Annotated in this window: 27 protein-coding genes; 7 read left to right on the forward strand and 20 right to left on the reverse strand. The window is 66.9% G+C overall.

Features of this window, described 5'->3' with window-relative positions:
* Positions 1-146 precede the first annotated feature (146 nt).
* The 11 genes from BLP96_RS05470 to radC form a co-directional block, all read right to left on the reverse strand.
* Positions 147-1,826, reverse strand: coding sequence for an NAD-dependent malic enzyme (locus tag BLP96_RS05470; protein ID WP_089683924.1), 1,680 nt, complete (start codon positions 1,824-1,826; stop codon positions 147-149).
* 181 nt (positions 1,827-2,007) lie between these two features.
* Entirely contained in the window at positions 2,008-3,168 is a 1,161-nt protein-coding gene (locus BLP96_RS05475; RefSeq protein WP_089684090.1) for a YeeE/YedE family protein, read from the reverse strand.
* A gap of 228 nt (positions 3,169-3,396) precedes the next feature.
* Entirely contained in the window at positions 3,397-4,422 is a 1,026-nt protein-coding gene (locus BLP96_RS05480; protein WP_089683927.1) for a tryptophan--tRNA ligase, read from the reverse strand.
* Between the two features lie 307 nt (positions 4,423-4,729).
* Positions 4,730-5,845, reverse strand: a complete 1,116-nt coding sequence (ald, locus tag BLP96_RS05485) for an alanine dehydrogenase (RefSeq protein ID WP_089683929.1) — start codon at positions 5,843-5,845, stop codon at positions 4,730-4,732.
* Between the two features lie 171 nt (positions 5,846-6,016).
* Positions 6,017-6,457, reverse strand: a complete 441-nt coding sequence (locus tag BLP96_RS05490) for an acyl-CoA thioesterase (RefSeq protein WP_089683931.1) — start codon at positions 6,455-6,457, stop codon at positions 6,017-6,019.
* 34 nt (positions 6,458-6,491) lie between these two features.
* Entirely contained in the window at positions 6,492-6,812 is a 321-nt protein-coding gene (locus BLP96_RS05495; RefSeq protein WP_089683934.1) for a putative signal transducing protein, read from the reverse strand.
* 37 nt (positions 6,813-6,849) lie between these two features.
* Positions 6,850-8,040 (reverse strand): class I SAM-dependent rRNA methyltransferase, encoded by a 1,191-nt coding sequence (locus BLP96_RS05500; protein WP_089683936.1) that lies wholly within the window; start codon positions 8,038-8,040, stop codon positions 6,850-6,852.
* Between the two features lie 22 nt (positions 8,041-8,062).
* On the reverse strand, positions 8,063-8,887 hold the full coding sequence (gene mutM, locus BLP96_RS05505) for a bifunctional DNA-formamidopyrimidine glycosylase/DNA-(apurinic or apyrimidinic site) lyase (protein ID WP_089683938.1): 825 nt from the start codon (positions 8,885-8,887) through the stop codon (positions 8,063-8,065).
* 87 nt (positions 8,888-8,974) lie between these two features.
* Entirely contained in the window at positions 8,975-9,130 is a 156-nt protein-coding gene (rpmG, locus tag BLP96_RS05510) for a 50S ribosomal protein L33 (protein ID WP_021819788.1), read from the reverse strand.
* 29 nt (positions 9,131-9,159) lie between these two features.
* Positions 9,160-9,396, reverse strand: coding sequence for a 50S ribosomal protein L28 (rpmB, locus tag BLP96_RS05515; RefSeq protein ID WP_089683940.1), 237 nt, complete (start codon positions 9,394-9,396; stop codon positions 9,160-9,162).
* A 220-nt stretch (positions 9,397-9,616) separates the two neighbouring features.
* Entirely contained in the window at positions 9,617-10,291 is a 675-nt protein-coding gene (gene radC / locus BLP96_RS05520) for a RadC family protein (RefSeq protein WP_089683942.1), read from the reverse strand.
* Positions 10,292-10,452: 161 nt separating this feature from the next.
* On the opposite strand from radC, the gene coaBC reads away from it, so the two are divergent.
* The 5 genes from coaBC to slmA all read left to right on the forward strand — a co-directional run bounded on the left by coaBC (position 10,453) and on the right by slmA (position 15,323).
* Positions 10,453-11,709 (forward strand): bifunctional phosphopantothenoylcysteine decarboxylase/phosphopantothenate--cysteine ligase CoaBC, encoded by a 1,257-nt coding sequence (gene coaBC / locus BLP96_RS05525; RefSeq protein WP_089683944.1) that lies wholly within the window; start codon positions 10,453-10,455, stop codon positions 11,707-11,709.
* Positions 11,710-11,742: 33 nt separating this feature from the next.
* Positions 11,743-12,219, forward strand: coding sequence for a dUTP diphosphatase (dut, locus tag BLP96_RS05530; protein WP_089683945.1), 477 nt, complete (start codon positions 11,743-11,745; stop codon positions 12,217-12,219).
* A gap of 48 nt (positions 12,220-12,267) precedes the next feature.
* Positions 12,268-13,650: a phosphomannomutase/phosphoglucomutase gene (locus BLP96_RS05535; protein ID WP_089683947.1), complete on the forward strand. Its 1,383-nt coding sequence runs from the start codon at positions 12,268-12,270 to the stop codon at positions 13,648-13,650.
* Positions 13,651-13,710: 60 nt separating this feature from the next.
* The gene (gene argB, locus BLP96_RS05540; RefSeq protein ID WP_089683948.1) at positions 13,711-14,628 is read left to right on the forward strand and encodes an acetylglutamate kinase; all 918 of its coding nucleotides are present in this window, start codon (positions 13,711-13,713) and stop codon (positions 14,626-14,628) included.
* Between the two features lie 83 nt (positions 14,629-14,711).
* Positions 14,712-15,323 carry a nucleoid occlusion factor SlmA gene (slmA, locus tag BLP96_RS05545; protein WP_089683950.1) on the forward strand — a complete coding sequence of 204 codons (612 nt, stop codon included), beginning with the start codon at positions 14,712-14,714 and terminating at the stop codon, positions 15,321-15,323.
* Positions 15,324-15,454: 131 nt separating this feature from the next.
* On the opposite strand, the gene rpoH is transcribed toward slmA, so the two are convergent.
* The 4 genes from rpoH to ftsY form a co-directional block, all read right to left on the reverse strand.
* Positions 15,455-16,321, reverse strand: a complete 867-nt coding sequence (gene rpoH / locus BLP96_RS05550; protein ID WP_089684092.1) for an RNA polymerase sigma factor RpoH — start codon at positions 16,319-16,321, stop codon at positions 15,455-15,457.
* Between the two features lie 207 nt (positions 16,322-16,528).
* A complete protein-coding gene (gene ftsX / locus BLP96_RS05555; RefSeq protein WP_089683952.1) occupies positions 16,529-17,503 on the reverse strand; it encodes a permease-like cell division protein FtsX in 975 nt (324 codons plus the stop codon).
* Positions 17,500-18,168: a cell division ATP-binding protein FtsE gene (gene ftsE / locus BLP96_RS05560; RefSeq protein ID WP_089683954.1), complete on the reverse strand. Its 669-nt coding sequence runs from the start codon at positions 18,166-18,168 to the stop codon at positions 17,500-17,502. The genes ftsX and ftsE overlap by 4 nt, the downstream gene beginning before the upstream one ends.
* Positions 18,165-19,424, reverse strand: coding sequence for a signal recognition particle-docking protein FtsY (gene ftsY / locus BLP96_RS05565; RefSeq protein WP_089683956.1), 1,260 nt, complete (start codon positions 19,422-19,424; stop codon positions 18,165-18,167). The genes ftsE and ftsY overlap by 4 nt, the downstream gene beginning before the upstream one ends.
* A 90-nt stretch (positions 19,425-19,514) precedes the next feature.
* Here ftsY and rsmD point away from each other — a divergent pair, with 90 nt between their 5' ends.
* Together rsmD and BLP96_RS05575 are read left to right on the forward strand one after the other, a co-directional pair.
* The gene (gene rsmD, locus BLP96_RS05570) at positions 19,515-20,147 is read left to right on the forward strand and encodes a 16S rRNA (guanine(966)-N(2))-methyltransferase RsmD (RefSeq protein ID WP_089683958.1); all 633 of its coding nucleotides are present in this window, start codon (positions 19,515-19,517) and stop codon (positions 20,145-20,147) included.
* Between the two features lie 90 nt (positions 20,148-20,237).
* Positions 20,238-20,441 (forward strand): cell division protein ZapB, encoded by a 204-nt coding sequence (locus tag BLP96_RS05575; RefSeq protein ID WP_089683960.1) that lies wholly within the window; start codon positions 20,238-20,240, stop codon positions 20,439-20,441.
* A 10-nt stretch (positions 20,442-20,451) separates the two neighbouring features.
* Here the strand turns inward: BLP96_RS05575 and BLP96_RS05580 are convergent, their stop codons facing one another.
* The 5 genes from BLP96_RS05580 to BLP96_RS05600 all read right to left on the reverse strand — a co-directional run bounded on the left by BLP96_RS05580 (position 20,452) and on the right by BLP96_RS05600 (position 23,971).
* Positions 20,452-20,910 (reverse strand): GNAT family N-acetyltransferase, encoded by a 459-nt coding sequence (locus tag BLP96_RS05580; RefSeq protein WP_089683962.1) that lies wholly within the window; start codon positions 20,908-20,910, stop codon positions 20,452-20,454.
* Complete coding sequence (locus BLP96_RS05585) at positions 20,903-21,712, reverse strand: hypothetical protein (RefSeq protein WP_143005073.1); 810 nt, start codon at positions 21,710-21,712, stop codon at positions 20,903-20,905. The genes BLP96_RS05580 and BLP96_RS05585 overlap by 8 nt, the downstream gene beginning before the upstream one ends.
* Before the next feature lie 35 nt (positions 21,713-21,747).
* Positions 21,748-22,056 carry a BolA family protein gene (locus BLP96_RS05590; RefSeq protein ID WP_089683966.1) on the reverse strand — a complete coding sequence of 103 codons (309 nt, stop codon included), beginning with the start codon at positions 22,054-22,056 and terminating at the stop codon, positions 21,748-21,750.
* Positions 22,034-23,503, reverse strand: a complete 1,470-nt coding sequence (locus tag BLP96_RS05595) for an MFS transporter (RefSeq protein WP_089683968.1) — start codon at positions 23,501-23,503, stop codon at positions 22,034-22,036. Before BLP96_RS05595 ends, BLP96_RS05590 begins: the two co-directional genes overlap by 23 nt.
* Positions 23,504-23,584: 81 nt before the next feature.
* Positions 23,585-23,971, reverse strand: a complete 387-nt coding sequence (locus BLP96_RS05600; RefSeq protein WP_089683969.1) for a hypothetical protein — start codon at positions 23,969-23,971, stop codon at positions 23,585-23,587.
* Between the last annotated feature and the right edge of the window lie 160 nt (positions 23,972-24,131).

A 24,131-nucleotide genomic window follows, 5' to 3' on the forward strand; every position in this document is an offset into this window, starting at 1 on the left:
CGGGGCCTTCTTTTAGCGTAGGCTTCGGGCTTCGGGCTTCGGGCTTCGGGCTTCGGGCTTCGGGCTTCGGGCTTCGGGCTTCGGGCTTCGGGCTTCGGGCTTCGGGCTTCGGGCAGCATTCTAGCTCGAAGCCCGTGGCTCGCGGTCTAGAACGACCGTCGGCGATAGCGCCGATACTCCGGCGTCCAGCAGTTGCGCTCGATGGCCGCACGCAGCTTGATGCCATCTGTCTTCAGCGCCACTCCCTCGCCTTGGGCTTGTGCTGCCACGTCGAAGGCGATGGCCTTGGAAAGCTCGCGAATCTTGCCCAACGGCGGTAGCAGCGCCCCCTTTCCCTCCTTGACGATGGGCGCTTCCCGGGCCAGGGCACGTGAAGCGGTCATCAGCATGTCGTCCGTCACCCGGCGCGCGCCGGCGGCCACCACGCCGAGGCCGATCCCCGGGAAAATGTAGGCATTGTTGCACTGCGCGATGGGAATCTTGCGTCCCTCATACTCGACAGGCGGGAAGGGGCTGCCTGTCGCCACCAGGGCCATCCCCTCGGTCCAGCGGATGACATCCTCCGGCAGCGCCTCGGCCTGGGACGTAGGGTTGGAAAGCGGCATGATCACTGGCATTTCACAGCCGGCATGCATGGTACGCACCACTTCCTCGGTGAAGATGCCCGGCCGGCCGCAGACGCCGATCAGTACCGATGGCGCGAGCTGGCGGATCGTTTCCACCAGATCCTGCCCCTGCCAGCCCTCGGTGAGGGCGGAATCGTGGGCCAGACGACGCTGGAAATCGCGCAGCCAGGCCTGGTCGTCGGTGACCAAGCCTTCGCGGTCGACCATGAACACCCGACTGCGGGCTTCCTTCTCGGAGAGACCTTCGGCCTGCATGGCCACCACCACCTGCTCGGCGATGCCGCAGCCGGCCGACCCCGCACCCACGAACACCACGCGCTGCTGGCCGATGCTCTCGTCGCGAGCCTGGCAGGCCGCCATCAAGGTACCCACGACCACCGAGGCGGTACCCTGAACGTCGTCGTTGAAGCAGCACAGTTCGTTGCGGTAGCGCTCCAGCAGGGGCACGGCGTTGGCCTGGGCGAAGTCCTCGAACTGCAGCAGCACATTGGGCCAGCGCCGCTTCACGGCCGCAATGAACTCGGCCATGAAGGCATCGTACTCCTCCTGGGAGATGCGCGGATGCCGCCAGCCCATGTACATGGGATCGTCCAGTAACGCCTGATTGTTGGTGCCCACGTCGAGCATGATCGGCAAGGTATAGGCGGGGCTGATCCCGCCGCAGGCGGTATAGAGAGCCAGCTTGCCGATGGGAATGCCCATGCCGCCGATGCCCTGATCGCCGAGGCCGAGGATGCGCTCCCCATCGGTCGCGACGATGACCTTGACGTTGTCCTTGGTGGCGCTGCGCAGGATGTCGTCCATGTACTCGCGGTCGGTGTAGCTGACGAACAGCCCGCGATGGTTGCGATAGATGTTCGAGAACTCCTGGCACGCCTTGCCGACCGTCGGCGTGTAGATGATCGGCAGCATCTCCGCCAGATGCTCCGAGACCAGCCGAAAGTAGAGGGTCTCGTTGTCATCTTGAATGGCGCGCAGGTAGACGTGCTTGTCCAGGTCGGTCCGGCACTGCTGGTACTGGCGGTAGGCCCGCTCGACCTGTTCGTCGATGGACTCCACATTCTGCGGCAGCAGGCCGATCAGGTTGAACTCGATGCGCTCCTCCCGGGTGAAGGCACTGCCCTTGTTGAGCAGTGGCATCTCCAGAAGCGGAGGTCCGGCATAAGGAATGTAGAGGGGACGCTTGGGTTCGGTGGTCATCTCTTCTCTCGATGCGGTGACTGGAACGTGCCGTAGGCTGTGCCTGGAAAGACGGCGAGCGCAGCCAGCTTTCGGACACAGTCTCGGCGCTCTAGTGGCGCCTCGTGCGACACTTTACCACGCCTGAAACGGCGGCGCCCCGGCCGGAGCCGGGGCGCGGCACGCTCGCCAGGTTCGCCACTCAGCAACCCTTGGCGGCCGGCTGACGAGCCGCCTCGCCCTCGAAGAACAACGGGCGCAGCTTGACGCCCAGCATGTTGCCGGCAAAGGCGGCCACCAGCCACACCCAGCCATGCAGACTGCCGGAGGCGATGCCGCTGAAGTAGGCACCGATGTTGCAGCCGAAGGCCAGGCGCGCCCCGTAACCGAGCAGAATGCCGCCGAGCACCGCAGCCAGCACCGACTTGGCCGGAATGCGAAAGTTGGGAGCGAACTTGCCGGCCAGCGAGGCCGCCACCAGGGCGCCCACCATGATGCCGACGTTCATCACCGTGGTGATGTCGCTCCATACGCTGTTCTGCAGGGCAGCAGCATTGCCGGGCGACTGCCAGTAGCCCCAGGCGGAGACGTCGCCGCCCAGGAACTCGAACCCCTTGGCCCCCCACAGCGCGAAGGCCGAGGTGATGCCCCAGGGCCGGCCGGCCAGGGCCAGGGTCGCGAAGTTGAGCAGCGCCAGTGCCACCGCACCGGCCAGCAGCGGCCAGGGGCCGGTCAGCCAGCGCCGGTTGCCGGCGTCGATACGCGGCGCCTGCTCCAGCTGACCATGACGGCGCTTTTCCATCAGTACGGTGAAGGCGGCAATGGCGGCGAACAGCGCCAGACTCACGACGATACCGCCGCCAGCGCCGAATTCGCCGACCAGCGAGACGGGACGAAACGCCGGCAGGCTCTGCCACCAGCTGAAGTGAGCCGTGCCGATCAGCGAACCGACGATGAAGAACAGCAGAGTGATCAGCATGCGCGCGTTGCCGCCGCCGGCGGTGAACAGAGTGCCGGAGGCGCAGCCACCGCCCAGTTGCATGCCCACGCCGAACAGAAAGGCACCGACCACCACCGAGACGCCAATGGGCGCCACGAAACCGTAGACCGACTGGCCGAACAGGCTGCCGGCACCCAGAGCGGGAAAGAATAGCAACACGGCGATGGCCAGCATCACCATCTGCGCACGCAGGCCGCGCCCGCGACGCTCGACGATGAATACCCGCCAGGCCGCGGTGAAGCCGAAGGCGGCATGGTAAAGCACCATGCCGAACAGACCGCCGACCACCATCAGCCAACCGATGCGCGCGCCAAAGGCGGCACCCACGGCCAGGGCGCCCAGCAGCAGAGCGCCTGCTGCCATGGCAGGTACGGAAAGGCGGGGGCGCTGGGTCAGGGCGAGTTCACTCACGGTGTCCTCCTGAAGTCGTCAAGGGCTAGTGCCCGATTGACCGGCAGGATAACCATCGAGGCAAAGCACGTAAAAGCATTTAAAAAAAGATATCAATTCTCTAAAGGAATAACGAGCGGTAACGCAATGCCAGCGGGCGCCCAAGGGCGCCCGCAGCATGGGTGGGTACCACCCGCAGAGTCAGACGAAACGACCGAGGCCCGCCGCCTGACGCAGGCGATCCATGGTGGGTGCCGCCTGGGCCCGGGCCCGTTCGGCGCCCTTCATCAGTACCGCCTCGATATGCCCCGGATCTTCCAGCAGCGCCTGGTAGCGCTCCCTGGGCTCCCTGAGGTGCTCGTTGAGGTAGTCGAACACGCGGTTCTTGGCCTCGCCCCAGCCAATGCCCGCCGCGTATTCCGCGCGCATCGCCTCGCGCTGCTCGCGAGTGGCGAAGGCAGCATAGATCTGGAACAGCGTACAGGTGTCGGGATCCTTGGGTTCGCCGGGTTCCAGCGAGTTGGTCTTGATCTTGCGAATCAGCTTGAGCAGCTTCTTCTCGGACACGAACAGCGGGATGGTGTTGTTGTAGCTCTTGGACATCTTGCGCCCATCGAGGCCGTTCAGGGTCGCCACGTCGTCGTCCACCACCGCCTCGGGCAAGGCGAAGTAGTCGCCCTTGTAGAGATGGTTGAAGCGACCGGCGATGTCACGCGCCATCTCGATGTGCTGTATCTGGTCACGACCCACCGGCACCTTGTGGGCGTTGAACATCAGGATATCGGCGGCCATCAGTACCGGGTAGCCGAACAGGCCCATGGTGATGCCCTTGTCGGGATCCTGGTTGCCGGCGGCCTCGTTCTCCGCCACCGCCGCCTTGTAGGCGTGGGCGCGGTTCATCAGCCCCTTGGCGCAGACGCAGGAGAGCAACCAGGTGAGCTCGGGGATCTCGGGAATGTCCGACTGGCGGTAGAAGATAGCGTTGTCGGTATCCAGGCCCAGCGCCAGCCAGGTGGCGGCGATCTCCAGGCGTGACGCCTGCACGCGCTTGGGATCCTGGCACTTGATCAGGGCGTGCAGGTCGGCGAGGAAGTAGTAGGACTGGACGCTGGGATCCTGGCTGGCCGCGATGGCGGGCTTGATGGCGCCGACGTAGTTGCCCAGGTGGGGCGTGCCGGTGGTGGTGATGCCGGTGAGAACGCGTGTCTTCTGGGAAGCTGCACTCATGGAAAGCGGACTCTGCTGATCGGAAATGCCCGCTATGGTAACGCGAGGGGACGGTCAAGGCGACCTAGCCAGATGCGGTCCCCCGCGGCTTTCCCGGCGACAGGCCTCCGTGGAGGCGCTGTAAATCCATCCCTGGGCGCTACCGATGCCCTGCTTCGCTCTCGCATCCTGCTCCGCTTGCAGGACCGGGGCTGGCCATCCATGGCCAGCCCGTTCGGAGCAGTGCTCCTCACCCATGGCATCGGACCTCCACTGCGGCCTATCCCCGGCGCCGCTCGCCACAGTGGGATGCCTAGGTGCTGAGTGATTAGCTCACCAGGCGCGCGGGATCGACGCTCTCAAGGTCGAAAGCTTCGGCCACGGCCCGGTAGGTGACCTGGCCGTCGTGGACGTTGAGCCCGGGCAGGAAGTGGGCATCGTCGGCCAGCGCCTGCTTCCAGCCCTTGTCGGCCAGGGCGATGACGTAGGGCATGGTGGCATTGGTCAGCGCCTGAGTGGACGTGCGCGCCACGGCGCCCGGCATGTTGGCCACGCAGTAGTGGACGACGCCGTCGACGATGTACGTCGGCTCGGCGTGGGTGGTGGCACGGCTGGTCTCGAAGCAGCCGCCCTGGTCGATGGCCACGTCCACCAGCACGCTGCCGGGCTTCATGTCGGCGAGCATGGCGCGGGTGATCAGCTTGGGCGCGGCAGCGCCGGGAATCAGCACCGCGCCAACGATCAGGTCGCTCTCGCGCACCGCCTCGTCGATGGCATCGGCAGTGGAGAACACCGTCTTCATGCGCCCCTGGTAACGGTCGTCGAGGGTCTCCAGCCGCGGGATCGACTTGTCCAGCACCGTCACCTCGGCGCCCAGGCCCAGCGCCATGCGGGCGGCGTTCTCGCCCACCACACCGCCGCCGATCACCGCCACCTTGGCCGGAGCCACGCCGGGCACGCCGGGCAGCAGCACGCCGGATCCGCCCTGAGCCTTCTCCAGACTGTGGGCGCCCGCCTGGATGGCCATGCGCCCGGCCACGGTGCTCATCGGCGCCAGCAGCGGCAGACCGCCCTGGCGGTCGGTGATGGTTTCGTAGGCGATGCAGGTAGCACCGCTGGCCATCAGGCCGCGGGTCAGGCGCTCCTCGGCGGCGAGGTGCAGGTAGGTGAACAGCGTCTGGCCGGCCTTCAGGCGCGCGACCTCCTCGGATTGCGGCTCCTTGACCTTGAGGATCAGCTCGGCGGCGTCCCACACCTTGGCCACGTCGGCTTCCAGCGCCGCGCCGGCCGCTTCGTAGGCGGCATCGGGGAAGCCCGCACCTTCGCCGGCACCGGCCTGCACGGTCACTCGATGGCCACGTGCCACCAGCTCGCGTGCGCCCGTGGGGGTCAGGGCGACGCGATATTCATGGTTCTTGATTTCCTTCGGGACGGCGATCTGCATGGGTACCTCCTGAGCATCTGCTGCGTGTTGTTAGATGGGAACACGCGCATTACAGCACAGGCAGTCAAAACATGAAGGAGCCAAAACGAAAAACGGTAACAAACTCCAAATATCAAATTCACATCAGAAAATCGTATCGAAAGAAAAAAGGCTGACAAAAAAAACACAGCCTCACTCGGCAATGCGCGCACCGCCGTAGATGGCAACGTATTCCTCGGGGAGGCGCCGCGGCCGACCGCTGGAGAGTTCGATGCAGGCGAAGCGTGTACGAGCTCGCAGCAGAGTACGGTCGTCGGCAGAACGTATCAGCTGGAAGCGCCGAGTCAGGGTGAGGCGGCCATCGCAGCCGACGATCCACGTCGCCAGTTGCAGGCGCTCTCCCTGAAAGGCCGGGGCCAGGTAGTCGAGTTCGTGACGATGCACCGCCATGGCGCGGTCCAGCTCGCGGTAGCGCGCCAGGTCGAGCCCCAGGTGCTCCGAGTGGGCCCAGCTCACCCGTTCGACCCAGCGCAGATACTCGGCGTTATTGGCATGCCCATATTCGTCGATGGCCGACGCGGCCACCGTGAGTTCGATGACGAACGGATCGGGAAGGTCCCACGCCTGCGACATGGCGCTCTCCTTGGCTGGATCGATCCTGGTGGAGTCAGGCTCTCGGCGTGCCACAGCGCCAACAGGTATCGAACGCCCCCTCCAGCGCCTCGCCGCAGCCGGGGCAGGTCCACCCCGGAGCCCCGCTGATGCCCGTCATGGCGGCGTGGATCAGGGCCTCTGCGCGTTCGTAATTGTGCGGCGCCACCCAGATTTGCGGTTCGCACTCGGTCAGCGGCAGCTCGCCGGCACCGCCGCCGAGCGCCAGATTGTGCCGCTCGACAGGAATGCCGGCTGCCTCGAGCAGATTCCCCACATGACTGACCAGCAGTGCATTGGAGTGGGCGAAAACGCGAACGTAGGAAAAGTCATTCATGGGCGTAGAGCCGGCAGCGAGCGCCGGCGTTCCCCTGCTAGTCCCGAAACACCCTGACGCCCAGCGCCTTCAGGTAGGCGGTTTCGGGAATCGCCGGATGCACCGGATGATCCCCCGCCTGATGGCCCTGAAAGATCACCTGACCGTGACGGTCCTGATGGCGCACGGCCCCGCGTACCACCTCCACGAGACGCTCGGGGGCCAGGTGCATGGAGCACGATGCCGATAGCAGCAGGCCATCGCGCCCCAGCAGGCGCATCGCTTCGCGGTTGAGCCGTGAGTAGGCGCGCTCTCCGCTGGCGATGTCCTTGCGCTTCTTGATGAAGGCGGGAGGGTCGAGGATCACCACGTCGAAGCGCTCACCCTCAGCGCGAAGTGCCGACAGGGCCTCGAAAGCGTCGCCCTCGCCCACCGCCACCCGTTCGTGCAGGCCATTGAGCGCGGCATTTTCGGACACCCGCTCCAGCGCCGGGACGCTGGCGTCCACGCACAGCACTTCCGAGGCGCCATGAGCCGCCGCCTGCACGCCCCAGCCCCCGACGTAGCTGAACACGTCGAGGACCCGTTTGCCGGGCACCAGGGCGTTGAGCCAGGCACGGTTGGGGCGATGGTCGTAGAACCAGCCGGTCTTCTGGCCGTCGAGCACCGGTACCGCGAAGCGTACGCCGTTCTCCTCCATCAGTACCGGCCCGTCGAGCGAGCCCTTGACCACCTCGACGCTCGCCTCGAGCCGCTCCTGGCGCCGTCCCGAGGAGTCGTTCTTGAAGACGATGACACGCGGTGCGAGCACCTTGTCGAGGGCGGCCACGACCTCCTCGCCGAGACGCTCCATGCCCAGCGTATTGAGCTGCACGACGACCACGTCATCGAAACGGTCGACCACCAGACCCGGCAGCAGATCGCCTTCGCCGTGAACCAGCCGGTAGAAGGGCTTCGCATAGAGCCGCTCGCGCAGCGCCAGTGCCTGGTTGAAGCGGTGCACCAGCAGCGAACGATCCAGCCGCACGCTCGGGTCGCGCGAGACCACCCTCGCGCAGATCAGCGAGTGGGGGTTGACGTAAGCGATGCCCAACGGCTTGCCGCCGGCCGCTTCCACCAGCGCTTGAGCCCCCGGCTCGAAGTCCTTGAGCGGCGTGGCGTCGGTATCGATCTCGTTGGAGTAGAGCCACAGATGGCCGGCCTTGAGTCGGCGGTCGGCATTCTTCTTCAGACGCAGCGCTTGGGTCATGATCCATCTCGCAGAAAAGGGGTCAGGTCTGGCAGCGGGCACAGAAGACGCTGGCTCGCTGGCCGAGCGTCACCAGCCGCAGCTCGTCGCCGCAACGCCGACAGGCCTCGCCGGCACGGCCATAGACGTTGAGGCGCTGCTTGAAATAGCCCGGCTCGCCGGTACCGCCGACGAAGTCTCGCAGGGTCGTTCCGCCTTGCGTGATGGCGGCGGCCAGCACCTCCTTCACCGCCGCGGCAAGGCGGTGATAACGCGCCAGCGAGACACGCCCGGCACTGCGTCGCGGATCGATGCCGGCCAGGAACAGCGCCTCGGCAGCATAGATGTTGCCCACGCCGACCACCACGGCACTGTCCATCACGAAGGGCTTGACGGCAAGGCGGCGTCCGCGCGACAGACGGTAGAGCCGCTCACCGTCGAAAGACTCGGACAGTGGCTCCGGCCCCAGCCGCGCCAGCCGGCGGTCGACCCCCACGCTGCCGGTCAGCCAGTCGACGAAGCCGAAGCGACGCGGATCGTGGTAGCGCAGGATGCCGCCGTCGCCGAGCACCAGGTCGAGGTGATCGTGCTTGCGCGGCAACTCGCCCAGGCGCGCGATGCGCAGGCTGCCGGACATGCCCAGGTGCCACAGCAGCGTACCGGGCTCGTCGCTCTCGACGGGCACCAGCAGGTACTTGGCGCGCCGGCCGAGCGGTCCCAGGCGAGCTCCCACCAGCCGGTCGACGAGGTCGGCCGGTACCGGCACGCGCAGACGCGGCTCGCGCACGATCACCTCGACGACCTCGCGCCCCTCCACGTGAGGAGCGATGCCGCGGCGGGTGGTCTCGACTTCGGGTAGCTCGGGCATGGTCTCGTCCGTCGATACGCAAGAACCCGACCTCAGGGCCGGGTTCAGGGACAGGTCTCGCTACCTGCGGAAGGATGCCATCAAGCGTTACTTGATCTTGGCTTCCTTGTACATCACGTGCTTGCGGACCACCGGGTCGAACTTCTTCATCTCGAGCTTGTCCGGAGTGTTCCGCTTGTTCTTGTCGGTGGTGTAGAAGTGGCCGGTACCGGCGCTGGACACCATTCTGATCTTGTCGCGCATGACTGCTCTCCCTCAGGTGAACGCTTGACTTAGACGGCTTCGCCGCGCTTGCGAATGTCGCTGAGCACCGCCTCGATGCCCTTCTTGTCGATGATGCGCATGCCCTTGGAGGAAACGCGCAGCTTGACGAAGCGGTTCTCCGACTCCACCCAGAAGCGGTGGGAGTGCAGATTGGGCAAGAAGCGACGACGCGTCTTGCGCTGGGAGTGTGAAACGTTGTTACCAGTCACCGGGCGCTTGCCGGTAACCTGACATACTTTGGACATGGGAGCCTCCAACCGCTTGGCCAGGTATTCGCGACATGAGCATTCGCGACCTGAGTGTTCAAAACCTGTCGGGCAAACCGGGAACGACCCCGTTGTGATTTGACCCAAGGGAATTCAAAGGCTGCACTTTATACCAGAGCGCCCCCTTACAGGCAAGTCCATCCGCAAAGACTTAGGGGAATCGCAGTTGGGCATGACGGGGACAGATCGAAGAGGCGGTCTAAAGCCAGCCGCGTTCGGCGAACGACACCACCTCCCCATCCCCGACCACGAAATGATCCAGCACCCGAATTTCGAACAGCGCGAGTGCCTCGCGGAGCCGCTCGGTGATGCGCCGGTCGGCTCCGCTGGGCTCGGCAACGCCGGACGGGTGATTGTGGGCGAAGATAACCGCTCCGGCTCCCAGCTCCAGCGCCCGGCGCGCCACCTCCCGAGGGTAGACGGAAGCACTGTCCAGGGTACCGCGGAACAGCGACTCGAAGCGGATGACCCGATGCTGGGTGTCGAGAAACAGCGCGGCGAACTCCTCATGGCCCAGGTGACGCAACTGGGAGGCCAGGTAGGCCCGCACCAGGGTCGGCGAGGTCAGTGCATCGCCCCGGGCCAGCTGGCTCGCCAGGTGACGCCGCGACAGCTCCAGCGTCGCCTGCAACTGAACGAACTTGGCGCTGCCCATGCCCCTGGCTGCACAGAAACGCTCGCGATCGGCCTCGAGCAACTGGCGCAGGCCGCCGAACTCGAGAAGCAGATCGCGAGCCAGGTCCACCGCCGAGCGACCGGCCACGCCCACGCGCAGAAAGATCGCCAGCAACTCGGCATCGGAAAGCGCCTCGGCCCCCAGCGCCAGCAGTTTTTCCCGGGGGCGCTCGCCCTCCGGCCAGTCGCGAATCGACATCCCTGTCTCCTTCTCGATGATGGCTTCAGCGTTGCGAGACCGCCTCACGGCATTCCCGCCGCATCCACCAGTGTAGCCGCTCGGCCAACGTCACACCGCGGCTGCGCGACATTCGCCAGGGTGGTAAGGTAGATGGCTGGATTCCAGCGCGGGAAGCCGTCATGTCGTCCTCTTTTTCCTCCGCCAACCGGCACGCCGGGCGGCGTTACCTGCTCGGCATCAGCGCCGGCATCGCCGCCTACAAGAGTGCCATGCTCGCTCGCCTGCTCAGGCAGGCGGGTGCCGAAGTCCGCGTGGTCATGACCGAAGGCGCCCAGGCCTTCATCACCCCCTTGACCCTTCAGGCGCTCACCGGTGAGGCGGTTCGTACTTCGCTGCTCGACCCCGACGCCGAAGCCGGCATGGGACACATCGAGCTGGCACGCTGGGCCGACACCATCCTGATCGCTCCGGCCACCGCCGACCTGATGGCGCGGCTGGCCACCGGCCAGGCCGACGACCTCCTCACCACCCTATGCCTGGCAAGCGACGCAGAGCGGATCATGGCACCGGCCATGAACCAGGCGATGTGGCGCCATCCGGCGACCCAGCGCAACGCCGACCAGCTCATTGCCGACGGCTGGCGACTGCTGGGCCCTGACAGCGGCGACCAAGCCTGCGGCGACACCGGCCCCGGGCGCATGCTCGAACCCGAAGCCATCGTATCGGCGCTCGGCGATCTCGATCCGACGACGGGTTCGCATGCCGCTGCGGGTTTCCACGTGGTGATCACTGCCGGCCCGACCCGCGAACCGCTCGATCCGGTGCGCTACCTCTCCAATCACAGCTCCGGCAAGATGGGCTATGCGCTGGCCACGGCCGCTGCCGCCCAAGGGGCTCGCGTCACCCTGATCAGCGGCCCGGTGGCGCTGGCCACTCCCCCAGGGGTGGAACGCCTCGACGTGGAGACGGCCCGCGAGATGCACGAGGCCGCCCAGCGGTTGGCCGGCGAGTGCGATCTGTTCATCGGCTGTGCCGCCGTGGCCGACTACCGCGCCGAAAGCCCGGCCGAGCACAAGCTCAAGAAGCGTGATGGCGAAACGGGCCTGACTCTGCGGCTGATCGAGAATCCCGACATCGTCGCCGAGGTGGCGGCGCGCCCCGACCGTCCCTTCGTGGTCGGCTTCGCTGCCGAGACCCGCGACCTCGAGGCTTACGCGCGGGACAAGCTGAACCGCAAGGGCCTCGACATGATCGTCGCCAACGACGTCTCCGCCGCGGGGCTGGGCTTCGGTGCCGACGACAATGCCGCCCTGCTGCTGTGGCGCGACGCCGACGGCGACGGAGGCGAGGTCCTGCCGCCCCAGCCCAAGTCAGCGCTCGCCCGTGCCGTCATCGAACGCGCCCTGGAACGGCGCCGAGCCACTGCCGCCCACTAGCCACCTTCCCACCCTCCTTGTCTGGAGCCGCCAATGCCCGACTCACATGCCGTCGTGCCCACTCCACTGCTCGCCGTCAAGCTGCTCGACGAGCGCATGGCCGACTTCCTGCCACGCTATGCCACGACCGGTTCCGCCGGCATGGATCTACACGCCCTGCTCGATGCTCCGCTGACGCTGCAGCCCGGACAGTGCGAGCTGGTGCGCACGGGGCTCGCCGTGCACATCGGCGACCCGGGCCTGGCCGGCATGATCCTGCCGCGCTCGGGCCTCGGCCACAAGCACGGCATCGTGCTCGGCAATCTGGTGGGACTGATCGATTCCGACTACCAGGGCGAGCTGATGATCTCCACCTGGAACCGCGGCGACCGCCCCTTCGTACTGGAACCCTTCGAACGCCTGGCGCAGTATGTGCTGGTTCCGGTGGTCCAGGCCGAACTCCGGGTCGTCGAGGACTTCGACGCCAGCCGGCGCGGTGCCGGCGGCTTCGGCAGCTCGGGACGCCGTTGACGCCCTTCGCCCCGGTTTCTCATCACCATCGATCGCCAAGGAAACGCCATGAGTCAGGTTCCGGCTTCCATCTTTCGCGCCTATGACATTCGCGGCATCGTCGACGACACTCTGACCGAGGCAGGGGTCGAGCGAATCGGCCGCGCCATCGGCAGCGAAGCCGCCGCCCGCGGCGAATCCACCGTCGTCGTGGCCCGCGACGGCCGCCTCTCCGGCCCGCGACTCGAAGACGCCCTGGTGCGCGGCCTCACAGCCGCCGGGCGCGACGTCATCGACATCGGCAGGGTCCCCACCCCAGTGCTCTACTTCGCCACGCATTGGCTCGAGGGAACCACCTCGGGGGTGATGGTCACCGGCAGCCACAACCCGCCGGACTACAACGGATTCAAGATCGTGCTGGATGGCGAGACGCTCTCCGGCGCGGCGATCACCGACCTGCATCGCCGGCTCGAGGAAGGCGACCTGGCCGAGGGCGAAGGCGAGGTGCGCCAGGAGGACGTGCGCGACGCCTACCTCGAACGCATCCTCGGCGACGTCAAGCTGACCCGCCCCCTCAAGGCGGTGGTTGACTGCGGCAACGGCGTGGCCGGCGAGTTGGGTCCACGACTCATCGCGGCGCTCGGCGCCGAAACGATACCGCTGTTCGCCGAGATCGACGGCACCTTCCCCAACCACCACCCGGACCCGGGAAAGCCCGAGAACCTCCAGGACCTCATCCGCACGGTGCAGGAGAGCGATGCCGACATCGGCCTGGCCTTCGATGGCGACGGCGACCGCCTGGGCGTGGTCACCCCGAGCGGTGCACTGATCTACCCCGACCACCTACTGATGGCCTTCGCCGAGGACATGCTGGCACGCAACCCCGGCGCTCGAGTGATCTTCGACGTCAAGTGCACCGGCAACCTGGCCCAGGTGATCGATGCAGCCGGCGGCGAGCCCGAGATGTGGCGTACCGGCCACTCGCTGATCAAGGCACGCATGAAGGAAACCGGCGCGGCCCTTGCCGGCGAGATGAGCGGCCACATCTTCTTTCAGGAGCGCTGGTACGGCTTCGACGACGGGCTCTACGCTGCGGCCAGGTTGCTGGAAATCCTGTCGAAGCAGACCGTCGACGCCGACGCCTTCTTCGCGCGCTTCCCGCAGGACATCGGCACCCCCGAAATCAACGTGCCGGTCAGCGACGAGACCAAGTTCGAGCTGGTGGACAAGCTCGCCCGCGAGGGCGACTTCGGCGAAACCGGCGTGAAGACCACTCTCGACGGCATCCGCGTCGACTACCCCGACGGCTGGGGGCTGTGCCGCGCCTCCAACACCACTCCGGTGCTGGTACTGCGTTTCGAGGGCAAGGACGAGGCAGCGCTCGAGCGCGTGCGCAGCCGCTTCGTCGCCGCCCTGACGGCAGCGGCACCGGAACTCGATGTGGCGCTCTGAAGCGCCGGGATCGACCGCCCGCCGCAGTCCCACTGCGGTGGCAAGAGACGAGGAAACCCGATGACCGAACAGACCCGCGACCCCCGGCTGGTGGTGGAGGTACTCTCCGAGGCACTGCCCTACATCCAGCGCTTCTCCGGCAAGACCGTGGTCGTCAAGTACGGCGGCAACGCCATGACCGAAGACACCCTGATCGACTCCTTCGCCCGCAACATGGTGCTGATGAAGGAAGTGGGCATCAATCCGGTAGTGGTGCACGGCGGCGGCCCGCAGATCGGCGAACTGCTGGAGAAGCTCAAGATCGAGTCGCGCTTCGTGGGCGGCATGCGCGTCACCGACGCCGAGACCATGGATGTCGTCGAGATGGTGCTCGGCGGGCTGGTCAACAAGGGCATCGTCAACCTGATCAACCAGTGCGGCGGCAAGGCCATCGGCCTGACCGGCAAGGACGGCGCCCAGATCCGTGCCCGCCAGCTCCGTGTGGAGCACCAGACCCCGGAAATGACCGCCCCCGAGATCATCGACATCGGCCACGTCGGCGAGGTCGAGCATATCTCCACCGAGCTGATCGAGATGCTCGCCGCGCGCGACTTCATTCCGGTGATCGCCCCCATCGGCGTCGATGCCGACGGCCGCAGCTACAACATCAACGCCGACCTGGTGGCCGGCAAGGTGGCCGAGGCGCTCGGCGCCGAGAAGCTGATGCTGCTGACCAACGTGGCCGGTTTGATGAATGCCGCCGGCCAGGTGCTCACCGGGCTCACCACCGCCCAGGTGGATGCCCTGATCGCCGACGGCACCATCCACGGCGGCATGCTGCCCAAGATCCGCTGCGCCCTGGAGGCCGTGAAAGGCGGTGTGGCGAGCGCCCACATCATCGATGGGCGCGTGCCTCACGCCACCCTGCTGGAAATATTCACCAATGCCGGGGTAGGCACTCTGATTACCGACGAGCGTCGCGAGGACCTCCCCGATTGAGCCGCCGCTCCCGGAGCCGCTTTTTTGCGCTGCCGCCGGGCGCCCATTAGGATGCAACGATACCCATAAAAGAACCGAACGACATGACGCAGGAAACTCACCCACCCAGCCGCCGCGAGCAGATCCTTCAGGCGCTCGCGCTGATGCTGGAGGAAGACAGCGGCAAACGCATCACCATCGCGGCACTGGCCCGCCAGGTGGGCGTTTCCGAGGCCGCGCTCTATCGCCATTTTCCCAGCAAGGCACGCATGTTCGAAGGGTTGATCGCCTTCATCGAGGAGACCCTGTTCGAGCGCATCACGCGCATTCTCGAGGAGGCCCCCGATGCCGTGTCGCGCTGCGGCCAGATTCTCACCCTGCTCCTCGCCTTCGCCGAGAAGAACCCCGGCCTGTCGAGACTGCTCGATGGCGACGTGCTGACCGGCGAGACGGCGCGACTGCGCCAACGCATCCACCAGCTCTTCGAGCGCCTGGAGACCCAGCTCAAGCAGGTGCTGCGCGAGGCCGAGCTGCGCGAAGGGCGTCGCCCCACCCTGCCCGTCTCGGCGACGGCCAACCTGCTGATGGCCCAGGCCGAGGGGCGTATCGCCCAGTACGTGCGCAGCGACTTCCAACGCCGCCCCACCGAGCACTGGGACGACCAGTGGGCTCTGCTCTCGGCCCAGCTTCTGCGCCCCGCCGCCCAGACCGCCTGAAGCACGCAAAGGTACTGCCGACGAAGAGCGTGCATCCTGTTCGCGAGCGTCGCTGGTAAACGCCTTCAACGCACGACGCCCCGGCCTTGGCCGGGGCGTCGTCGTGTGGCGGAGGCGATGAGCGCCACCGCTCAGGCAGCCAGCGTATCGCCCAGCTGCTGGCGAATCTTCTTCATGGCATTCTTCTCGAGCTGGCGTATCCGCTCGGCGGAAACGCCGTAGACATCGGCCAGCTCGTGCAGAGTGGCCTTGTCCTCGGCCAGCCAGCGTCGCTGCAGAATGTCTCGGGAACGTTCATCGAGCGCCTCGAGCGCTAGCTGAAGCCGACGGCTGGCATCGTCTTCCCAGTCGCTGTCTTCGAGCTGGGTGGCCGGGTCGGCGGCGGCATCGTCGAGATAGTGTACCGGCGCCTGATAGGCCGATTCCTCGTCATCGCTCGGAGCCGCGTCGAAACCGGCGTCGTGGGCGGCCAGGCGCCCTTCCATCTCGCGCACCACCTCGGGTTTGACGTCGAGATCCTTGGCGATGGCCTCGACTTCGTCGCCGTTGAGCCAGGCGAGGCGCTTCTTGGCACTGCGCAGATTGAAGAACAGCTTCCGCTGAGCCTTGGTGGTGGCGATCTTGACGATGCGCCAGTTGCGCAGCACGAATTCGTGGATCTCGGCCTTGATCCAGTGCACGGCGAAGGAAACCAGGCGCACGCCCTGATTGGGGTCGAAGCGCTTGACCGCCTTCATCAGGCCCACATTGCCCTCCTGGATCAGATCGGCCTGGGGCAGGCCGTAGCCGGAGTAGCTGCGGGCGATGTGCACGACGAAACGCAGGTGCGACAGCACCAGGCGACGTGCCGCTTCCAGGTCGCCTTCGTCGTGCAGACGAAAGGCCAGGTCACGCTCCTCGTCAGCGGAAAGCATGGGGATGCCGTTGACCGCCTGGATGTACCCGTTGAGGTCATGTCCCGGCGATAACTGACCCACCGGCAGAAGACTGGTGCTCATATGCAGGTTGTCTCCCTCGAAGCCCAATGTGCTGTTCACGTAAACCGCGTTCACCACCATAGCGTATCGGTCGCACGTTATGGCCGTCGTCGCCAAGTTTGACGGCCAGGACCGGAAAATGTTCCGTCATTGCCGGCTCGTTCGGCGGATCCTGCCGCCAGCGCTCCCATCCATGCCGAGTATCCACTGAGAAAGCGGGCGATCCCGCTATCGTGGACGCACTTCTGACAAGTGGCGGCTAACGGCGATCCAGGCGCCGAGCCAGCCCAATAGTATACTGCAGATCAATAGCGTTGCCGACCCTATCAGCCCCAGGTGCGGCATCGAGAAATTCGCGCCATAGCTCGCCGCCAAGGCACGTACCGGAGCGGCCAGCCACTGGTTACCGAGCGCCAGCAGCCCCCAGGCCAGCAGACCGCCGCCCAGGCCGTACCAGGCACCGCTGTAGAGAAAGGGACGGCGAACGAAAGCATGGGTGGCGCCGATCAGCATCACCACCTCGATCTCCTGGCGGCGGCTCTCGACCGCCAGGCGGATGGTATTGCCCACCACCAGCAGCACGCCGAGCCCGAACAGCACGGCAAGTGCCAGGGCCACGCGCTGCCCCAGCTCGGCCAGCTGGCGCAGCCGCTCGAGCCAGGCGAGGTCGAGACGCACCTCGTCGATGCCGGCCATCGCCTCGAGTTCACCGGCAAGGGAGCGCACCGCCTCGGGCGAGGGCTCGTCCGGAGTGATCACGATGCTCGCCGGCAGGGGATTGTCCTCGAGCCGCGCCAGTGCATCGTCCAGCCCCAGGGCCTGCTGGAATTCGGCCATGCCCTCGGCAGCGGTGATCAGGCGCGTCGCCGCGACCCCTGGCTGGGCGGCGATCGCCTCGTCGATGCGTCCCGCCTCGCCGGCGTCCACCGCGGACTCCAGGTAAGCGGTCAGCGTCGCGCTCGCGTCGAGTTCGGCATCGAGCAGTCGGGCGCTGTCCAGAGCGAGCCACAGCGCCGCTGGCAGCACCAGGGCGATGGCGATGGCCAACATGGTCAGCAGGCTGGCGATGGGGTGGCGCAGCAGGCGCCGAGCGCTGTCGGCGCTCATCGCCCGGTGATGACGCAGCCAGGCACGCAGTTGGCTCGAGGAGCGGGTGCGCTGGGTACGGGCACCGCGAGGCGGCGCGGCAGGCCGACGACTCATGCGGCCTCCTCGTCGGCGACCAACCGCCCTTCGCGCAGGCGCAGGGTCCGGTGGCGCAGCCGGGCGATCAGCGCCAGGTCATGGCTGGCGATCATCACCGTGGTACCGATGCGGTTGAAGTCCTCGAACAGCGCCATGATGTCGGCGGAGAGCTGCGGGTCGAGGTTGCCGGTGGGCTCGTCGGCCAGTAACAACGATGGTTTGTTGACCACCGCCCGGGCGATGCCCACGCGCTGCTGCTCGCCGCCGGAAAGCTCGATGGGCAGAGCACGCTCGCGATGCAGGAGCCCCACCTTGTCGAGCGCGGCGCGCACGCGACGCGACGCCTCGCGCGGATCCATGCCGCGGATCTCCAGCGGCAAGGCCACGTTGTGATAGATCGAGCGATCGAAGAGCAGTTGGTGATCCTGGAAGACCACGCCGATCTGACGGCGGTAGAACGGAACCTGGCTGGCATGCAGGCGGCCGATGTCATGCCCGGCGACCAGAATGCGCCCACGGGAGGGCCGTTCGAGACGCATGATCAGTCGCAGCAGCGAACTCTTGCCGGCCCCGGAATGGCCGGTCAGAAAAACCATTTCGCCGCGATGCACGCGAAAATCGAGGTTGGCGAGCGCATCGAAGCGACCGCCATAGCGTTTTCCCACGTGCTCGAAGACGATCATGCCGAGGCGCTGTCTCGTGCATCGCCCTGATCGAAGAGCGCATCGACGAAGTCCCTGGCCGCGAAGGGACGCAGGTCGTCGAGCGACTCGCCCACGCCGATGAATCGGATCGGCGTGCCCAGCTGCTTGGCAAGGGCGAAGATGATGCCGCCCTTGGCCGTGCCGTCGAGCTTGGTCAGGGTGATGCCGGTGACCGGCACCGCCTCGTTGAAGGTGTTGGCCTGGGAGAGCGCGTTCTGCCCGGTACCGGCATCGAGCACCAGCATCACCTCGTGGGGGGCGGTAGCGTCGAGCTTGCCCATCACACGGCGCACCTTCTTGAGCTCTTCCATGAGGTGCGCCTTGTTGTGCAGTCGCCCGGCGGTATCGGCGATCAGCACATCGACCTTGCGCGCCCGCGCCGCCGCCAGGGCATCAAAGACCACCGAGGCGCTGTCGGCGCCGGTATGCTGGGCGATCACCGGCACGCTGTTGCGCTCGCCCCACACCTTGAGCTGTTCCACGGCGGCAGCCCGAAAGGTGTCGCCGGCGGCTAGCATCACGCTGCGCCCCTCGCGCTGGAAGCGCTGGGTGAGTTTGCCGATGGTGGTCGTCTTGCCCACGCCGTTGACGCCGACGACCAGGATGACGAAGGGCCCCTCGCCCTTGGGCGGCAGCTCCAGCGGTTGGGCCACTGGATCGAGCATGGCCGTGAGTTCCTCCTGCAGAGCGCGGTAGAGCGCCTGGGGATCGGCCAGTTCCTTGCGCGACACCCGTTCGGTGAGCCGATCGACGATGGCGGTGGTGGCCTCGATGCCCACGTCGGCCAGCAGCAATTGGGTTTCGAGATCCTCGAGCAGCTCGTCGTCGATCTGCTTCTTGCCAAGGAAGAGTCCGGCGAGCCCATCGGTGAGGTTGGCGCGGGTCTTGCCGAGCCCGGCACGGATGCGCGCGAACCACCCCTTCTTCTCGCCGCCCGGCTTCTCCTGCAGCGCCGGGCGCGCAGGCGCTGGTTCGGGCTCGGGTTCGGGTTCGGGTTCGGGTTCGGGTTCGGGTTCGGGTTCGGGTTCGGGTTCGGGTTCGGGTTCGGGTTCGGGTTCGGCAACAGTCTCGGGCGGTGCCGACACGGCGCCATCAGCCGCCGCCTCGCGGTCCGCTTCGTCCGTCTCGGGCTCCGACTCTGTCGGCGCTTTCGTTTCCTCTTCCGCCTCCGGTGCCTGCCGCTCCCGGTCTTCCTGCTCGTCGTGCTGCTTCTTGCGCTTGAAAAAACCGAACATGGGGGAATTCAGCCTCGCGGGTGAATGATCGCCACATCCTACCACCGCGCATCATGACTGTGGATAAAGCGGCAGGTACAATTCCCTCTCATGAGTCGCCGCCACCCGTCTTCCCGCCAGCGTCACCCGCCGCGCCACGCGTCCCGTCGCGGCGGCCAACTGCGCCTGATCGGCGGCGACTTCAAGCGCCGCCGGCTGCCGGTGCTCGACAGCCCCGGCCTCAGGCCGACCCCCGACCGGATACGCGAGACGCTGTTCAACTGGCTGGCCGCGGCCACCCCCGGCGCCCGCGTGCTGGACCTGTTCGCCGGCACCGGCGCACTGGGGCTGGAAGCCCTCTCGCGCGGCGCCGCCGAGGCGCATTTCGTGGAGCGCGACCCGCGAGTGGCTCGCCAACTGACGGACAACCTCGCCACGCTGGATGCCGCCGCACGCGGCCGGGTGACCGCTGCCGATGCGCTGAGTTTTCTCGCCGGGCAGCCGCGCCTCTGCTCGCTGGCGTTTCTCGACCCGCCCTTCCGCCAGGGGCTGGTCGCACCCTGCTGCATGCAGCTGGAACGGGGATGGCTCGCCGCCGACGCCTTGATCTACGTCGAGATGGAGTCGGAAGCACGACCGGAAGTGCCGGCCAACTGGGCACTGCACCGTGAGGTGCGCGCCGGCGACACCACCGCCCGCCTGTACCGGCGCCACATCGAGTCGCCGACCGGCGACGCTTGCTGAGCTCTCGTCGCGGCGTTACGCTGCCAGCTCCAATTCCCGCCCCATCATGATGGCCGGCCCGGATCGCCAGGAAAACGTCAGGAGAAAAGGATGAGCAGCGAACTCTTCAACCGGCTCGAGCAGAAAGTCGCCAGCGCCGTGGAGGCCTTGGAGCTTTACAAGATGGAAGCCGAGGAGCTGCGCGAGGAGAACCGTCGCCTCAAGCAGGAACGCGATGAGTGGGAGCGCCGCCTCAGCGATCTGCTGGGCAAGTTCGACGATGTCGAGACGGAAACCACGGCCAACGCGCGCTGACCCGAACCGCTCAGCCTAGCGGGAGGGAGAGCAGCATCGCATCCTCCCGCTGTTCGCCCCCGGCTTGCGGCGGATAGTAGCCGCGACGACGTCCGTCCTCGACGAAGCCCGCGCGCGCATAGAGCGCCCGAGCCGGCGCGTTGCCGGCACGCACTTCGAGCAACAGTCGCTCGCTTCCCCAGGCCCGCGCCTGGTCCATTGCGGCGTCGAGCAGCCACCCGGCCAGCCCCTGACGACGCCACTGCGGCGCCACCAGCAGCGCCTGAAGCTCCGCATCGAAGGGCAGCCGCGCCACCACGGCATGCCCCACCAGCACGTCCCGGTCTTCCACGCCCAGCACGACCATGGCCGGGTCGCTCAGCGCCGCTGCCAACTGCCGCGAACGCAATGTCGGCGGCTGTGTCGCTTCCAGCTCCACCAGCGCCACCGCATCTCTCACGCCCAACCGACGTAACCGCCGCTCAGTCATGCTCGTCTTCGCCATGGCCGGGGACGAACTGGCCGTACCAGGCCTCTCGCCAGCCGGCCAGCCGCGGCCACAGTGCCCGCTTGGCGTCCGCGCTGGCGGCCAGCTCATCGAGGGAAGGCCCCTGCCAGCCCGGCAGATCGAGCAGCGTACAGCGCTCTTCCGTCATGCCCAGCAGCGGCACCAGAGTGTCATCATGGCCGAAGAGCAGCACTCGCTCAGGCGACCAACCCCGCCGCTCGGCACCCTCGATGAAGGCCTGCAGCCCCTGCCGCGCTTCCTCCTGCGGCTCGACGACCGACAACCCCTCCTCCAGCGGCCAGCCGAACGCCTCGAACGTCGGTGCCTCGGGCAGGTCGATGCCGGCCGCAGCAAGGATACTGCCGAGCAGGCGCACGCCGACTGCACCGGGATGCCGGTCACCGGGCAGCAGAACGAGCCAGCGCCCTTCCAGACAAGCAATCTGCACGGTGAAGCGCAGCGGCTCATGGGAGGCCTGCGTCACGGCATCGCGAACCGGTACGCTGGGCGCTGCCTCCCCTTCGTTCGCCATCGGCGTCGGTTCCAGCAACTGCCGCGTCCTCCCCGGGGCGGCAGCCTCGGACGACACCGACGGCGCCGGCTCACTCTCCCGAAGCGGGACTGCGGGCCGCCGTTGCGCCGCCCGTTCGGCCTCGTCGAGCAGTTCGTGGAGGCGCTGAGCCGGTGCAGCGTCGGGTTCCGGCGTCGCAGGCGACCAGTCGCAGGCCGCACTCTCCCGCGCATTGGGCAACCGATAGCGCGGCACCCAAGCCGTCAGACCCATGGCCTCCAGATACTGGAGGCGGTGTGGCTCGCCGGTCACGCCCCGGCGCCGCGGCAGTTGGGCGAGTCGGGACGCGTCTGGCCGCTCGCCTCCCACTCCCTGGGGGTATAGAGGTGCAGGGCCAGGGCATGCACCGGACCGGAGAGCTCGTCGGCGAGCAGCGCATAGATGCGCTGGTGGCGCTTGACCGGCATCAGACCCTCGAAGCATTCGGAAACCAGCGTCACCTTGAAATGGGTCTCCGAATCGCGGGGCACGGCGTGTCGGTGGCTTTCGTTCTCCACCGTCAGCACGTTCGGCTCGAGGGCCTGCAGCTTCTCTTCAATGGCGGCCTGAATGCTCATGAGGGCTCCTCGATGATGAGTTTGGCACCATTGTACTCCCTTGCCCGGACGGCGACGATGGCGACCGACGAGCCAGGGCGGCGCCGGCCAACGGCATTCGTGCCAGGCTGGCGATGAGGGAGAGCGAGCAGGCGGCCCCTCCCACCCACAGCGTGGCCTGCACGGGCGCGCCCGCAGCCAGGAAGGCGCCCACCAGGGCGACTCCCAGCGACTGCCCGACGGTGCGCGTGGTGCTCATCACCCCAGAAGCGTTGGCGCTGCGCTCGTGTGGCACGCTGGCCATCATTTCGCGGTTGTTGGGGGGCTGGAAGAGTCCGAAGCCGAGACCGCACAGCGCCGTGCGCCACAGGCCATCGACGATGCCCGCTTGCGCCTCGAGCCTGGCCAGGGCGATGAGCCCGCCGATCAACAACACCAAGCCGGCGCTGGAGAGCACGCTGGGATTGACTCGGTCGGCCAGCCGCCCCGCCAACGGCCCCACCAGCATGATCGCCAGCGGCCAGGGAGTGAACAGCCACGCCGTCTGCAGCGGCGAGAAGCCCATTTCCTGCTGGTAGAGGAAGGAGAGCGCCACGAAGGCGAGCCCCTGTCCGATGAAGGCCAGCCCCGAAGCGGAGACCGCCAGACTGAAGCGTGGTTCGTCGAACAGCGAGAGCGGCAGGAGCGGATGCGCAGCGTGGCGCTGGCGACGCACGAAGAAAACTCCGGCACCCACCCCAAGCGCCAGCCAGATCAGCGCCTGCCAGGCCGGCGCGCCATGACCCAGGGTATCCATGGCGATGAAGACGCTGGCCAGCATGGTGATCGAGAGCAACGCCCCGGCGGCATCGAAGCCGCTCCGTCGACCCGACTCGCGAGGCAGCGCACGGCGCGCCAACCATAGCGCACAGAGCCCGAGAGGCAGGTGCAGGGCGAAAAGCCACGGCCAACTCGCCACGGAGAGCACCAACCCGCCCAGTGCCGGGCCGGAAGCATAGCCGCCCGCCACCACCAGGGCACTGAGCCCCAGTGCGCTGCCCAGCAGCCGAGAGGGGAAGATCGCCCGGTACAGCGAAGGGCCGATGGAGAGCGTCGCCGCCGCCCCTAGCCCCTGCAGGGCACGAAAGACCAGCAACCATTCCAGGCTGCGCGACAGGGCCGCCCCCAGGGAGGCGCAGACGAACAGCGCCAGCCCTGCTACGTAGAGGCGACGCCGGGTGATCAGTTCGCTGAGCGCCGCGCACACCAGCAGGAAGGCCGCACAGGTGACCTGGAAGAGATTGGTCACCCACACGGCGCGCGACTCGGCCACGTCCAGGTCGCGGGCGATGCTGGGCAGCGCCAGATTGACCATGGTGGTGTCCACCACCGCCATCAGGGTACCCAATATCAGAGCCAGCACGGCCAGGCGTCGTTCGGGCCCCGGTAGGCCATCGTCGCCGGGACGGCTCTCGAAGAGTCGACTCATGCCGTTTCCATCGTTGCGGGGCCATCAATGACGAAACCGGCCGCAGCCGGTTTCGCTATGCAGGCAGGGCCCGTTAAAGGCTCAATCCTGATCGACGTCCATCAGCAAGCTATCGTCCACCTCGGAGATCTCCAGCGCCGCCTCGTCATCGAGGTCGATGGCCAGATAGCTGTGCTCGAACTGCAGGAAGCGCTGGAAGAGCGCCCAATCGAGGGTCTCGGGCCACTGTCGTTCGTCCTCTTCCCAAGCACGCAGCTCGGTCTCGAGAATCTCGAGATAACGTTCGCGCACGAAGGCCTCCAGAGCCTCGGGCGTGTCCATCTCGGGAATCAGGTAGACGGTGCTTTCACGTTCGACATCGCCAAGCGTCAGGTCGTCATCGCCCACGGTGGGCTCCAGCGCATTGATCCATTCCACGAAGTGGCGGGTCGGCCGGACGCTCAGGGCGGAGCGGTTGAGCAGTTTCATCGGGGTCTCCTCGACGTCGAAACGCTGACCATTATGGGCGCTCGGGGCTCCCCTTACCAACACTTCCCGCTTATACCGTCAATGCAGTTGTCACTGCGGACGGCGAGACGCCGGGGGAGGCCGAAGAGGAGGTCATTCGACAGGGATGTCGAATGTAGCG

Origin of the sequence: Billgrantia gudaonensis, from assembly GCF_900100195.1 — a bacterium.
GTDB classification, from domain to species: domain Bacteria; phylum Pseudomonadota; class Gammaproteobacteria; order Pseudomonadales; family Halomonadaceae; genus Halomonas; species Halomonas gudaonensis.

Coding starts and splice junctions, on each gene's coding strand:
- BLP96_RS05470 (WP_089683924.1), bottom strand. CDS start 1,826: ATGACCACCGAACCCAAGCGTCCCCTCTACATTCCTTATGCCGGACCT.
- BLP96_RS05475 (WP_089684090.1), bottom strand. CDS start 3,168: ATGGCAGCAGGCGCTCTGCTGCTGGGCGCCCTGGCCGTGGGTGCCGCC.
- BLP96_RS05480 (WP_089683927.1), bottom strand. CDS start 4,422: ATGAGTGCAGCTTCCCAGAAGACACGCGTTCTCACCGGCATCACCACC.
- ald (WP_089683929.1), bottom strand. CDS start 5,845: ATGCAGATCGCCGTCCCGAAGGAAATCAAGAACCATGAATATCGCGTC.
- BLP96_RS05490 (WP_089683931.1), bottom strand. CDS start 6,457: ATGTCGCAGGCGTGGGACCTTCCCGATCCGTTCGTCATCGAACTCACG.
- BLP96_RS05495 (WP_089683934.1), bottom strand. CDS start 6,812: ATGAATGACTTTTCCTACGTTCGCGTTTTCGCCCACTCCAATGCACTG.
- BLP96_RS05500 (WP_089683936.1), bottom strand. CDS start 8,040: ATGACCCAAGCGCTGCGTCTGAAGAAGAATGCCGACCGCCGACTCAAG.
- mutM (WP_089683938.1), bottom strand. CDS start 8,887: ATGCCCGAGCTACCCGAAGTCGAGACCACCCGCCGCGGCATCGCTCCT.
- rpmG (WP_021819788.1), bottom strand. CDS start 9,130: ATGCGCGACAAGATCAGAATGGTGTCCAGCGCCGGTACCGGCCACTTC.
- rpmB (WP_089683940.1), bottom strand. CDS start 9,396: ATGTCCAAAGTATGTCAGGTTACCGGCAAGCGCCCGGTGACTGGTAAC.
- radC (WP_089683942.1), bottom strand. CDS start 10,291: ATGTCGATTCGCGACTGGCCGGAGGGCGAGCGCCCCCGGGAAAAACTG.
- coaBC (WP_089683944.1), top strand. CDS start 10,453: ATGTCGTCCTCTTTTTCCTCCGCCAACCGGCACGCCGGGCGGCGTTAC.
- dut (WP_089683945.1), top strand. CDS start 11,743: ATGCCCGACTCACATGCCGTCGTGCCCACTCCACTGCTCGCCGTCAAG.
- BLP96_RS05535 (WP_089683947.1), top strand. CDS start 12,268: ATGAGTCAGGTTCCGGCTTCCATCTTTCGCGCCTATGACATTCGCGGC.
- argB (WP_089683948.1), top strand. CDS start 13,711: ATGACCGAACAGACCCGCGACCCCCGGCTGGTGGTGGAGGTACTCTCC.
- slmA (WP_089683950.1), top strand. CDS start 14,712: ATGACGCAGGAAACTCACCCACCCAGCCGCCGCGAGCAGATCCTTCAG.
- rpoH (WP_089684092.1), bottom strand. CDS start 16,321: ATGAGCACCAGTCTTCTGCCGGTGGGTCAGTTATCGCCGGGACATGAC.
- ftsX (WP_089683952.1), bottom strand. CDS start 17,503: ATGAGTCGTCGGCCTGCCGCGCCGCCTCGCGGTGCCCGTACCCAGCGC.
- ftsE (WP_089683954.1), bottom strand. CDS start 18,168: ATGATCGTCTTCGAGCACGTGGGAAAACGCTATGGCGGTCGCTTCGAT.
- ftsY (WP_089683956.1), bottom strand. CDS start 19,424: ATGTTCGGTTTTTTCAAGCGCAAGAAGCAGCACGACGAGCAGGAAGAC.
- rsmD (WP_089683958.1), top strand. CDS start 19,515: ATGAGTCGCCGCCACCCGTCTTCCCGCCAGCGTCACCCGCCGCGCCAC.
- BLP96_RS05575 (WP_089683960.1), top strand. CDS start 20,238: ATGAGCAGCGAACTCTTCAACCGGCTCGAGCAGAAAGTCGCCAGCGCC.
- BLP96_RS05580 (WP_089683962.1), bottom strand. CDS start 20,910: ATGACTGAGCGGCGGTTACGTCGGTTGGGCGTGAGAGATGCGGTGGCG.
- BLP96_RS05585 (WP_143005073.1), bottom strand. CDS start 21,712: ATGGGTCTGACGGCTTGGGTGCCGCGCTATCGGTTGCCCAATGCGCGG.
- BLP96_RS05590 (WP_089683966.1), bottom strand. CDS start 22,056: ATGAGCATTCAGGCCGCCATTGAAGAGAAGCTGCAGGCCCTCGAGCCG.
- BLP96_RS05595 (WP_089683968.1), bottom strand. CDS start 23,503: ATGAGTCGACTCTTCGAGAGCCGTCCCGGCGACGATGGCCTACCGGGG.
- BLP96_RS05600 (WP_089683969.1), bottom strand. CDS start 23,971: ATGAAACTGCTCAACCGCTCCGCCCTGAGCGTCCGGCCGACCCGCCAC.